Consider the following 11,653-nt stretch of genomic DNA (forward strand, 5'->3'; position numbering starts at 1 on the left):
GGCTCGTCCCCGGCTGGACCAAGCCGATCATCATCGGCCGCCACGCCCACGGCGACCAGTACAAGGCCACGAACTTCAAGGTCCCCGGCGCGGGCAAGCTGACCGTGACCTTCACGCCCGAGGACGGCTCCGCGCCGATCGAGCACGTCGTCGCCAACTACGGCGCCGACGGCGGCGTGGCCATGGGCATGTACAACTTCAACAAGTCCATCGAGGACTTCGCGCGGGCCTCGTTCTCGTACGGCCTGCAGCGGAACTACCCGGTGTACATGTCGACCAAGAACACCATCCTCAAGGCGTACGACGGCGCCTTCAAGGACATCTTCCAGCAGGTGTTCGAGGCCGAGTTCAAGGCCGAGTTCGACGCCAAGGGGCTCACCTACGAGCACCGCCTCATCGACGACATGGTCGCCGCGGCCATGAAGTGGGAGGGCGGCTACGTCTGGGCGTGCAAGAACTACGACGGCGACGTGCAGTCCGACACGGTCGCGCAGGGCTTCGGGTCGCTCGGCCTGATGACCTCCGTGCTGATGACCCCGGACGGCAAGACCGTCGAGGCCGAGGCCGCGCACGGCACCGTCACCCGGCACTTCCGCCAGCACCAGGCGGGCAAGCCGACCTCCACCAACCCGATCGCGTCGATCTTCGCCTGGACCGGTGGCCTCAAGCACCGCGGCAAGCTCGACGGGACCCCCGAGGTCACCGGGTTCGCGGAGACGCTGGAGAAGGTCATCGTCGAGACCGTCGAGAGCGGCAAGATGACGAAGGACCTCGCGCTGCTGGTCAGCCGTGACCAGGAGTGGCAGACCACGGAGGACTTCCTCGCCACGCTGGACGAGAACCTCCAGAAGAAGATGGCGGGCTGAGGCCGCACGTCTTCTCGGCGGGCCCGGTCGCTTCGGCGGCCGGGCCCGTTGGGTTCTCCGGGGCCCTTCCCGGCTCGCGGGCCGGTTCCGGTCACGCAGGGTCGTCGGGGTACGCCCGTCCGATGGGCGTGGTGGGTGGTTCGGGTGCCGGGGAGTTCCGCGCCGGGGGTGGGTTGGCTATACCCCAGGTCGAGGAGGTGTCCCATGCCCATGCGCGTGGATGCGCCGTTCCGCGGGTTGCGCGGGCTGGTCGTGCTCGGGGTCGTCGGGGTCGCGGTGGCGATGTACGCGATCAGCGGCGGGCAGCGGTTCGGGTCGGGGGCGCCCGACCCGTGCCGGGTCGAGGTGGCCGTCGAGGTGCTGGAGGTGCGCGGCGGGCCGGACACGGCGCTGCCGGTGCTGTCGACCGCGCCGAGGGGGGCGGTGCTGGACGCGCAGCGGGTCGTGCAGAACGGGTTCCGGCTGCTGGCGGACGACCGGTGGGTGGCGCAGGAGGGCGTGGCCACGGCCGCGGGGGCGGACTGCGGGTGAGGCGGGCCGCGGGTTGCGCGGGCGGGCCGGGCGTCCGGTGTGCTCTGATTGTCCGGTGTTCCTGAGCTGGCGGCGCGGCAAGCGCGACGAGATCATCACCTGCTCGTGCGAGCCGGACTGGCCCGAGCTGGTCTCCGACCTCGACGGGCACCCGGTGCGCGGGCTGCCGTCCCCGGACGGGTCGAGCCCGATGGTGATGATGCTGGGGCTTGTGGCGAAGTGCGCCCGGTGCGGCGCGCGCTACCCCCACGGGTGGGTCGTGGCTGACTAGGCTGGGCCGGTGCTGACCGTCTCCACCGTCAACGTCAACGGCCTGCGCGCCGCCGCCAAGAAGGGCTACCTGGAGTGGCTCGCCGCCACCGGGGCCGATGTGGTGTGCCTCCAGGAGGTGCGGGCCGAACCGGGGCAGTTGGCCGACGAGGTGCGCGACCCCGAGGGGTGGCACTCGGCGCACGCGCACTCGGCGGTCAAGGGCCGCAGCGGCGTCGCGGTGCTGACCCGCGAGCAGCCGACCGCGGTCCGGGTCGGGTTCGGGGTCGAGGAGTTCGCGCACTCGGGGCGGTACGTGGAGGTCGAGCTGACCGGGCTGGTGGTCGGGTCGCTGTACCTGCCCAGCGGGGAGGTCGGCACCGAGCGGCAGGACGAGAAGGACCGGTTCATGGCGGCGTTCCTGCCCTACCTGGTCGAGCTGCGGGAGAAGGCGGCGGCCGACGGGCGGGAGGTGCTGGTGTGCGGGGACTGGAACATCGCGCACCGGCAGGCGGACCTGAAGTCGTGGAAGGCGAACCAGAAGTCGGCGGGGTTCCTGCCGTACGAGCGGGAGTGGCTGGGGTCGGTGTTCGAGAGCGGCTACGCGGACGTGGTGCGGGCGCTGCACCCGGACGTGGAGGGGCCGTACTCGTGGTGGTCGTACCGGGGGAAGGCGTTCGACAACGACTCCGGGTGGCGCATCGACTACCAGGTGGCGACCGAGGGGCTGGCGGCTCGGGCCGAGACGGCCGTGGTGGAGCGGGCCGCGACCTACGCGGAGCGGTGGTCGGACCACGCGCCGGTGACGGTGGAGTACCGGGACTGAGCCGGGCGGATCGGGCACAATCGCGGGTGGGAGGTGGCGCCGTGCACGAGGCGATCGCGACCAGGCTGGCCGAGGTGCGGGACCTGTGCCGCGCGCTCGGGGTCCGCCGCCTCGACGTGTTCGGCTCCGCCCTCGGCGACGCGTTCGACCCCGAGTCCAGCGACGTCGACCTGCTCGTCGAGTTCGACGCCCGGCCGGGGTTCGACCACTTCGGCAGCTACTTCGCGCTCCGCGAGGGCCTGGAGCTGATCTTCGGGCGGCCGGTCGACCTGGTGAGCAGCGCGGGCATCCGCAACCCGTACTTCCGGCAGCGGGTGATGGAGAGCCGGGAGCAGGTCTATGCCGCGTGACCCCCGCACCTACCTCTGGGACGCCCGGCAGGCGGTCGGCCTGCTGCGGCGGTTCGGGGCAGGGAAGGCGTTCGCCGACTACCAGGACGACCCGATGCTGCGGTCGGCCGTCGAGCGGCAGTTCGAGATCGTCGGCGAGGCGCTCAACCAGCTCCGGAAGCTCGACGCCGAGCTCGCGGCGCGCATCCCCGACGTCAACCGGATCGTCGCCTTCCGCAACATCCTGATCCACGGCTACGCCTCGGTCGACGACGCGCTGGTGTGGCAGACCCTCACCGACAAGGTCCCGGTCCTGGAGACCGCGCTCGACGACCTGCTCGACGGGGCCGGCGGCTGACCGGCCACTGGTGCGACCGGGTGACTCCGCTGCGTGACCGCAGCCCTGCGGGTCCCCCGTGACCAGGTCGGCGTGCGCCAAACCCGCTGCGGCGATCATCACGCTCCGCGCCCGCCGGGGAATACCCTCCGCCTAGGCTCGTTGACGTGCCCGTGGACATCTCGATCACCCCGCCCTCCCCGGCGCCCGGCGCCGCCGCCATGCGGCGCGCCCTGCGGCGGGCCGCCGACGGGGCCGTGCTCGACGCCACCGAGGCCGCCGTCCTGCTGCACGCGCGCGGGGACGACCTCGACTCGTTGCTGGCCTCCGCCGCCAAGGTGCGGGACGCGCACCTGCTCGCCGAGGGGCGGGCCGGGGTCGTCACCTACAGCCGCAACGCGTTCATCCCGCTCACCCGGCTCTGCCGGGACCGGTGCCACTACTGCACGTTCGCCACCGCCCCGCACAAGCTCGACGCGCCCTTCCTGGAGCGCGACGAGGTCGTCGCCATCGCCCGCGAGGCCGCCGCCGCCGGGTGCAAGGAAGCGCTCTTCACCCTCGGCGACCGGCCCGAGGACCGGTGGCACCAGGCCAAGGAGTGGCTCGACGCGCGCGGCTACTCGTCCACGCTCGACTACCTGCGCTCGTGCGCCATCGCGGTCCTCGAAGAGACCGGGCTGCTGCCGCACCTGAACCCCGGCGTGCTCAGCTGGGAGGAGTTCCAGCGGTTGCGGCCGGTCGCGGCCAGCATGGGCATGATGCTGGAGACCACCTCCGAGCGGCTCTGGCGGGAGAAGGGGCAGCCGCACCACGGCAGCCCCGACAAGGAGCCCGCCGTGCGACTCCGGGTGCTCACGGACGCGGGGCGGGTGAACGTGCCGTTCACCACGGGCATCCTCATCGGCATCGGCGAGACCATCGCCGAGCGGGCCGAGTCGCTGCTGGCCATGCGGGCCGTCGCGCGCCAGTACGGGCACGTGCAGGAAGTGATCATCCAGAACTTCCGGGCCAAGCCCGACACCGCCATGCGCTCCATGCCCGACGCCGACCTGCGCGAACTGGCCGCCACCATCGCCGTCGCCCGGCTGGTCATGCCGTCCACCACCAGCGTCCAGGCCCCGCCGAACCTGGTCGGCGACGAGTTCGGGCTCATGCTCCGCGCCGGCATCGACGACTGGGGCGGCGTGTCGCCCGTCACGCCCGACCACGTCAACCCCGAGCGCCCGTGGCCGCAGGTCGACCGGCTCGCCGAGGTCACCCGCGAGGCCGGGTTCGAGCTGCGCGAGCGGCTCGCCGCCTACCCCCGGTACACCCGCGCCACCCCCGGCCAGTGGATCGACACCCGGCTCACCGCGCACGTCGCCGCCCTCGCGGGCGAGGACGGGCTGGCCCAGCCGGACGCGCCCGTCGTCGGCCGCGAGTGGCAGGAGCCCGACGCCGCCGACACCACCGGGCGCGCCGACCTGCACACCGCCGTCGACACCGAGGGCCGCACCGGCGACCGGCGCGGCGACTTCGACAGCGTCTACGGCGACTGGTCCGCGCTGAGCGTGCCCAAGGCGGTCGAGCGCCTCCCCGAGGACACCGCCCGCGCCCTGCGCCTGGCCGCCGACGCCCCGCACCGCCTCCTCGACGACACCGGCGCCGCCAAGGCCCTCCTCACCGCCGACGGGCCCGCCCAGCAGGCCATGGCCCGCCTCGCCGACGACCTGCGGGCCGACGCCGTGGGCGACGACGTGACCTACGTGGTCAACCGCAACATCAACTTCTCCAACGTCTGCTACGTCGGCTGCCGCTTCTGCGCCTTCGCCCAGCGCGAGCGCGACGCGGACGCGTTCCGGCTGTCCACCGACGAGGTCGCCGAGCGCGCCCACGAGGCCTGGCTGGAGGGCGCCACCGAAATTTGCATGCAGGGCGTCATCGACCCCCGCCTGCCGGTGACGTACTACGCCGACGCCGTGCGCGCGATCAAGCGCCGCGTGCCGGGGATGCACGTGCACGCCTTCAGCCCCATGGAGATCGTCAGCGCCGCGGCCAAGGCGGGCGCCAGCGTCCGCGAGTGGCTCACCGAGCTGCGCGAGGCGGGCCTGGACACCATCCCCGGCACCGCCGCCGAGATCCTCGACGACGACGTCCGCTGGGTCCTCACCAAGGGCAAGCTGCCCACCGCGACCTGGCTCGACGTCGTCGGCACCGCGCACGAGCTGGGCATCCGCTCCTCGTCCACGATGATGTACGGCCACGTCGACCACCCCGGCCACTGGCTCGGCCACTTCCGCGTCCTGGCCGGCCTGCAGGACCGCACCGGCGGCCTCACCGAGTTCGTCGGCCTGCCGTTCGTGCACCGCAACGCCCCCATCTACCTGGCGGGCGTCGCCCGGCCCGGCCCCAGCCGCCGCGACAACCGGGCCGTGCACGCCTTCGCCCGCATCGCGCTGCACGGCCGGGTCCCGAACATCCAGTGCTCCTGGGTCAAGCTCGGCGACGAGGGCACCGCCGAGGTGCTGCGCGGCGGGGCCAACGACCTGGGCGGCACGCTCAGGGAGGAGACCATCCGCCGCATGGCGGGCTCCGAGCACGGCTCCGCGCGCAGCACCGCCGAGCTGGCCGCCACCGCCGCCCTCGCGGGCAGGCCCGCCCGCCAGCGCACTACGACGTACGGCCCAGTGGGGGTCGCCGGGTAGACCCCGGGTGCGAGCGCCGGGGCGGTCGTGGCTAGGGTCTGCGCCTGGCCGAGGTTTTACCTGAAGAGAACACAGCAGCCCAACAGCTTCTGTAGGTTCACGGCCGTCCGTCAACGAAGTTCGCCCGTAACGGTGACGCGGTGTGGGTGAGGAGGCACGGCTGTGCGCGGTCGTGGTGCAGCAGCAGTGGGTGCGGCGGTCAGCGCGCTGACGGTGCTGGCGGGCCAGGGCACTGCCCTGGCGGCCGACACCGCGGTCGCGGCGGGCCCGCTCGACGCCCCCGTCGCGTTCGGCGCGGTCGGGCTGGGTGCGGTGGGCATGGTGCTCGGCGTCATCCGCTTCTTCCGCAAGCGCGAGGTCCCGACGCCCGCGGCCCTGCCGGTGGTGCAGGTGCAGCAGGCGGTGCAGCCGACGGCGGTCGAGCCGCTGCCCGGCGACGTCAGGCCCGCCCCCAAGGCCGCCTGACCCGGCTGGGACACTGGTCCCGTGTCGGAATCAACCGCAGCAGCACCGGTCAGCCGTCCACGGGTCCTCTCCGGCATCCAGCCGACGGCGGGTTCGTTCCACCTCGGCAACTACCTCGGCGCGCTGCGGCAGTGGGTCGCGCTGCAGGACACGCACGAGGCCTTCTACTGCGTCGTCGACCTGCACGCCATCACCGTCGAGCAGGACCCCAAGGTGCTGCGGGCCAACACCCGCGTCTCGGCGGCCCAGCTCCTCGCGCTCGGCATCGACCCCGAGCGGTCCGCGCTGTTCGTCCAGTCCCACGTGCCCGAGCACGCCCAGCTCGGCTGGGTCATGCAGTGCCTCACCGGGTTCGGCGAGGCCAGCCGGATGACCCAGTTCAAGGACAAGTCGGCGCGCGCCGAGTCGGCCATCGGCGTCGGCCTGTTCACCTACCCGATCCTGCAGGCCGCCGACATCCTGCTGTACCAGGCGCACCACGTGCCGGTCGGCGAGGACCAGCGCCAGCACCTGGAGCTGACCCGCGACCTGGCGCAGCGCTTCAACAGCCGGTTCGGCAAGACGTTCCGGCTGCCCGAGCCGTACATCGTCAAGGACACGGCGAAGATCTTCGACCTGCAGGACCCGACGTCGAAGATGAGCAAGTCCGTGCCCGCGGGCGTCGTCGAGCTGCTGGAGGACCCGAAGCGGTCCGCCAAGAAGATCCGCTCCGCGGTCACCGACACCGGGCGCGAGATCGTGTACGACCCCGAGAACAAGGCGGGCGTGTCCAACCTGCTGGTGATCTACTCCGCGCTGACCGGGCGGACGGTGGACGAGCTGGTCGCCGACTACGACGGCAAGGGCTACGGGGACCTCAAGAAGGACCTCGGCGAGGTGTTCACCGAGTTCGTGACGCCCGTCCAGGCCAAGGTCGCCGAGTACCTGGCCGACCCGGCCGAGCTGGACAAGGTGCTCGCGCGCGGTTCCGAGCGGGCCCGCGAGGTCGCGTCGAAGACGCTGGCGCGCGCGTACGAGAAGGTCGGCTTCCTGGCGGGCTGACGCCCCCGGAGGCGCTCCGCGCCCGAGGCCGGCCCCCGCTCGGGGACCGGCCTCGCCGCCGTTCTGCGGCCCCCGCCGGAGATCGCGCGCACATCACCTGGATGCCGAGTGGCGGCTGGTCAGAGCGCCGACTAGCTTGCGGACGTGGCGGAATCGAAGCCGGACGCGGCGGAGTCGAAGATCGACCGGCTGCGCGCCCGGTACCCGTGGCTCGACCACGTGATCAGGGCGGGCGTCCGCTACACCGAGCGGTACGGCACCCACTACGCGGCGGCGGTCACCTACTTCAGCGTCCTGTCGCTGGTCCCCCTGCTGATGATCGGCTTCGCCGTCGCGGGCATCGTGCTGACCTCCCAGCCCGCCCTGCTGGAGGACCTGCGCGGCGCGATCACCGAGGCGGTGCCCGGCTCGCTCGGCGACACGCTCAACGAGGTCGTCGGGCAGGCCATCGACTCCAAGGGCACGGTCGGCGTGTTCGGCCTGCTCGGCGCGGCCTACTCCGGGATCGGCTGGATCACGAACCTGCGGGACGCGCTCACCGCCCAGTGGGGCTACCCGAAGGCCGACCTGCCGATCGTCAAGACCGCCGTGCGGGACCTGTTCGCGCTGATCGGGCTGGGGATCGCGCTGGTGGTGTCGGTCGGCATCACCGCCGTCGGCAGCGGGTTCGCGCACCTGGTGCTGCGCGGGATCGGGCTGGACGGCGTGTGGTGGGCCGAGGCGCTGCTGCGGGCGGGCACGATCGTGCTCGGCCTGGCCGCGAACTGGCTGGTGTTCCTGTGGGTGCTGGCGAAGCTGCCGCGCAAGCCGGTGTCGTGGCGCAGCGCCATGCGCGGCGCGGCGGTGACCTCGGTCGGGTTCGAGCTGCTCAAGCAGGGCGGGTCGATCTACCTGGGGATCATCGGCACCTCGCCGACCGGCCTGGCGTTCGGCCCGCTGATCGGTGTGCTGGTGTTCGCGAACCTGCTGGCGCAGTTCATGCTGTTCATGGCCGCGTGGACCGCGACGGCGAAGGAGAACGTGCTGCGCGACCCGCCGCTGCCGCCGCCACCGGCGGTGATCCGGCCGGTGGTCGAGCTGCGGAAGGCGCCGACGCCCGGCGCGACGGTCGGGCTGCTCGGGGCCGGGGTGCTGATCGGGGCGCTGTTCCGGCGCAGGCGCTGAGCGCGGGCGCCGGGTGCGGGCGCGGGGGGAGTGGGTGCCGCGGGAGCGGGCGCCGGGGCGCTGAGCCGCGGCGGCGGGCTGTCGCGGCCGGGCGCGGCGGGGTGCCGCTCGCGCCCGGCGGACGTGGCCCGCTAGCGCCAGAACACCGCGACGGCGGTCTCCAGCACGACCAGGCCGCCCAGGGCCGGGGCCAGCCACGTCGCGACCTGCTTCTTGCTGAGGTTCACCGCGACCAGGCCCGCCAGCACCACCAGCAGCGCCAGCTTCACGCCCATCTTCACGACGTCGTAGTCGCGACCGGTCAGCGGCGCGAGGCCGATCAGCGCGACGCCGGTGACCAGCTGGAGCCCGCTGCCGTGCAGCCAGCCCTTGTTCAGCGGCCCGTTCGCGCCGACGCGCCGCTGGATGAAGAACATGGCCACGAGCATTCCCATGCCGAGCAGGTGCAGGAACACCAGCAGCAGGCGGACGAAGTCCACGGTGGAGCCTCCAGGTGTGGTGGGGGTTAGCGGCGGCGGGCTGCCAGCAGGCCGCGCGCGCCGAGCACGCCGATGATCGTGCCGAAGACCAGCGACGCGATGACGAGCACCAGGTGCACGGTGAAGAACGCCGTCGGCCCCGAGTCCCAGGAGCGCTCGTCCTTCCAGATGTTGCGCAGGAAGTTCGGCCAGATCACCCACGACCAGATCCCGAAGGCCAGCAGGAACGCGGACGTGCCTCGGGAGAGCTTCACCCGTTCAGTATCCGACGTGGTGGGTGCGACGCCCGCAACCGGGGTGGATAGCCTGGACGGGTGCGTTCCCCCGCGTCCCGAAGGTCCGCAGCCGCCTTCGTGCTGGCTGCGTGCGCGCTGCTCGCCAACGCCGCGCTCGTCGCGCCGCAGGCGGCAGCGCAGCAGACCACGTGCGAGAACAGGGTGTCGCCGCCCCCGGCGGTGGACACGTCCGAGGATGTGCCCAGCGGCGCCCGCCCACCGGAACCGCTGGAGGTCCCCGACCCGCCGATCGGGGGTGACCGGATGGGCGAGTGCGGCCCCGTGCTGCCCGAGGGGGCCCCGAGGGCGCCCAGCGGCATCACGGCCAAGACCTGGCTCGTCGCGGACATGGACAGCGGAGCCGTGCTCGCGGCCTACGACCCGCACGGCAGGCAGCGGCCCGCCTCGGTGATCAAGGTCCTGCTGGCGATGGTGGCGGCCAAGGAGTTGCCGCTGGACTCGCAGATGACCGCCATCGAGGAGGACACCGAGCAGGAGTGCACCTGCATCGGGCTGAAGGCGGGCAACACCTACACCGTCGAGCAGCTGCTCCAGTCGCTGGTCATGGCGTCCGGCAACGACGTCGCCAACGCGCTGGCCAGGCGGCTTGGCGGCCTGCCCAGCGCCATCCGCAAGATGAACGCGCTGGCCACCGAGCTGGGCGCCCGCGACACCAGGGCCATCACCCCGTCCGGGCTCGACGCCCCCGGCACCAGCACCTCCGCCTACGACGTGGCGCTGATCTTCCGCGCCGCGATGAAGTACCCCGACTTCGCCAGGGCGATCGCCACCCAGCGCATCGAGTTCCCGGCCGAGGAGGGCGGCACCAAGCCGGTCATCAACGACAACCGGCTGATGACCTCCTACGCGGGCGCGCTCGGCGGCAAGACCGGGTTCACCGACGACGCCCAGCACACGTACGTGGGCGCGGCCGAGCGCGACGGCAGGCGGCTCGTGGCCGTGCTGCTGCGCGCCCAGCAGCAGCCCCTGCGCACCACCGACCAGGCGGCGAGGCTGCTCGACTACGGCTTCTCGCTGCCCGCGAGCACCACCGTCGGCAAGCTGGTCGACGGGGCCCCGCAGGCCAAGCGGAAGACCACGGCGGCCAACCCGACGCTCGCGGCGCCCGCGCCGGGGCAGACCGCGGACGAGGGGGGCGACCCGGAGCCGACGTCCACCATGGGCCGCGCCTTCGGCAACGTCGGCGGGCCGCTCACGGCGCTCGCCGGGCGGGGGGGGCTCGGCGGGCTGGTGGTGTACCTGCGCGCGAAGCGGGCACGGGCGGCACGCGCGAAGCGCGCGGCGGCAGCGGCGGCGGCTCCGGGGACGGGGGCGGCTGGCGCTGGTGCGGCGGGCGCGGCATCGCCGGGTGCTGGCACGGCTGGTGCTGGCGCGGTTGGCGCGGCTTCGCCGGGCACTGGGACGGCCGGTGCCGGCGCGGTTTCGCCGGGCGCCGGCGCTCCGGGCGCTGGTTCGCAGGCTTCGGGCCAGGCGGGCACGGGCCCGGCGGGCGTCACGGGCCCGCCGCCGCCCGGTGAGTTCCCGGTCGGCCGACCCGCCCCGGACCACGGCCCCGCGGGCCAGCCGCCGACCGGGCAGCCGGGTCAGCCGCCGAGCAGGGCGAGCCGGGAGATCCCGGCGGGCCAGGTCCCGACCGGTCCGTCCGCGCCGACCCAGTGGGTGAGCACGCAGGGCCCGCAGACGGCGAAGATCCAGACCGGCACGCCGCCGGTGGCCGAGCCGGGGACCCCGGCGCCGTCGCCCGCCGACCAAGCCGCGAGGGCCGCCCAGCAGGACGCGCCCGCGCAGCCCCGGACGCCGGGGTCGGAGGCGGTCACCCGCGAGGTGAGGCTGTCGCCGCCGTCGGACGCGACCCGCGAGCTGACCCAGTCGCACCCGGTCCTGCCCAAGCCGGAACCGGCCACCCGCGAGGTGCGGCAGCAGCCCCAGCCTCCGGCCGAGCAGCAGCCCCCGGCCACGCAGTCGCCGACCGCTCAGCCCTCGACCGCCCAGCCGCCGGTTGCCCAGCCCCCAGCCGCGCAGCCGCCTGCCCCGCCCCAGCCGCCGGTGGCGCCGCCGGGCGGCCGGACCATGCCGGTGCGCCGGGAGGGCGCCGTCCAGGTGCCCGGCTGGCCCGCCGAGCAGTTCGAGCCCGACGAGGCGCCCGAGCGCAAGGCCCCGGCCCCGGAGCCGGACCCGAAGCCGGACTGGCCCAAGCAGGACTGACCCGAGCAGGACTGACCCGAGCAGGACCGGCCCGAGCAGGACCGCCGCAGCGCGACCACCCCGGCGGAACCCACCGGCGGAACCCACCGGCGGCAGAACCCACCAGCGGCGGGCCCCCGAGCGGCGGAACACCGGCGAAGGCCCCGGAGCACAGGCTCCGGGGCCTTCGCCGTGCTCGGGG

The 11,653-nt window shown here is 73.7% G+C and carries 13 protein-coding genes; 11 read left to right on the forward strand and 2 right to left on the reverse strand.

The window, feature by feature from the left end:
* From ACTUAL_RS05970 to yhjD, 10 genes are all read left to right on the forward strand, one after another.
* Nucleotides 1-866, forward strand: an 866-nt coding sequence (locus ACTUAL_RS05970; protein ID WP_440899539.1) for an NADP-dependent isocitrate dehydrogenase, incomplete at its 5' end; no start/stop codon positions are given.
* A 204-nt stretch (nucleotides 867-1,070) separates the two neighbouring features.
* A complete protein-coding gene (locus tag ACTUAL_RS05975) occupies nucleotides 1,071-1,397 on the forward strand; it encodes a hypothetical protein (protein WP_096497034.1) in 327 nt (108 codons plus the stop codon).
* A gap of 55 nt (nucleotides 1,398-1,452) precedes the next feature.
* On the forward strand, nucleotides 1,453-1,668 hold the full coding sequence (locus ACTUAL_RS05980; RefSeq protein ID WP_096497033.1) for a hypothetical protein: 216 nt from the start codon (nucleotides 1,453-1,455) through the stop codon (nucleotides 1,666-1,668).
* Between the two features lie 9 nt (nucleotides 1,669-1,677).
* Nucleotides 1,678-2,472 (forward strand): exodeoxyribonuclease III, encoded by a 795-nt coding sequence (locus tag ACTUAL_RS05985; RefSeq protein WP_096497032.1) that lies wholly within the window; start codon nucleotides 1,678-1,680, stop codon nucleotides 2,470-2,472.
* 41 nt (nucleotides 2,473-2,513) lie between these two features.
* Entirely contained in the window at nucleotides 2,514-2,822 is a 309-nt protein-coding gene (locus tag ACTUAL_RS05990; RefSeq protein WP_096497031.1) for a nucleotidyltransferase family protein, read from the forward strand.
* Nucleotides 2,812-3,159 (forward strand): HepT-like ribonuclease domain-containing protein, encoded by a 348-nt coding sequence (locus tag ACTUAL_RS05995; protein ID WP_096497030.1) that lies wholly within the window; start codon nucleotides 2,812-2,814, stop codon nucleotides 3,157-3,159. The genes ACTUAL_RS05990 and ACTUAL_RS05995 overlap by 11 nt, the downstream gene beginning before the upstream one ends.
* A 146-nt stretch (nucleotides 3,160-3,305) precedes the next feature.
* A complete protein-coding gene (locus tag ACTUAL_RS06000) occupies nucleotides 3,306-5,822 on the forward strand; it encodes a bifunctional FO biosynthesis protein CofGH (protein ID WP_440899540.1) in 2,517 nt (838 codons plus the stop codon).
* 186 nt (nucleotides 5,823-6,008) lie between these two features.
* Nucleotides 6,009-6,287 carry a hypothetical protein gene (locus ACTUAL_RS06005; protein WP_096497028.1) on the forward strand — a complete coding sequence of 93 codons (279 nt, stop codon included), beginning with the start codon at nucleotides 6,009-6,011 and terminating at the stop codon, nucleotides 6,285-6,287.
* Nucleotides 6,288-6,308: 21 nt separating this feature from the next.
* Nucleotides 6,309-7,328: a tryptophan--tRNA ligase gene (gene trpS, locus ACTUAL_RS06010; RefSeq protein ID WP_440899541.1), complete on the forward strand. Its 1,020-nt coding sequence runs from the start codon at nucleotides 6,309-6,311 to the stop codon at nucleotides 7,326-7,328.
* Nucleotides 7,329-7,472: 144 nt separating this feature from the next.
* A complete protein-coding gene (yhjD, locus tag ACTUAL_RS06015; protein ID WP_096497026.1) occupies nucleotides 7,473-8,492 on the forward strand; it encodes an inner membrane protein YhjD in 1,020 nt (339 codons plus the stop codon).
* A gap of 131 nt (nucleotides 8,493-8,623) precedes the next feature.
* On the opposite strand, the gene ACTUAL_RS06020 is transcribed toward yhjD, so the two are convergent.
* Both ACTUAL_RS06020 and ACTUAL_RS06025 read right to left on the reverse strand, forming a co-directional pair.
* A complete protein-coding gene (locus ACTUAL_RS06020; RefSeq protein ID WP_096497025.1) occupies nucleotides 8,624-8,971 on the reverse strand; it encodes a hypothetical protein in 348 nt (115 codons plus the stop codon).
* Between the two features lie 26 nt (nucleotides 8,972-8,997).
* Complete coding sequence (locus tag ACTUAL_RS06025) at nucleotides 8,998-9,225, reverse strand: SCO4848 family membrane protein (RefSeq protein WP_096497024.1); 228 nt, start codon at nucleotides 9,223-9,225, stop codon at nucleotides 8,998-9,000.
* 99 nt (nucleotides 9,226-9,324) lie between these two features.
* Between ACTUAL_RS06025 and ACTUAL_RS06030 the strand changes: the two genes are divergently transcribed.
* The gene (locus ACTUAL_RS06030; RefSeq protein ID WP_440899542.1) at nucleotides 9,325-11,472 is read left to right on the forward strand and encodes a serine hydrolase; all 2,148 of its coding nucleotides are present in this window, start codon (nucleotides 9,325-9,327) and stop codon (nucleotides 11,470-11,472) included.
* The last annotated feature ends 181 nt before the right edge of the window (nucleotides 11,473-11,653 follow it).

The sequence above is a fragment of the Actinosynnema sp. genome (genome assembly GCF_052038725.1).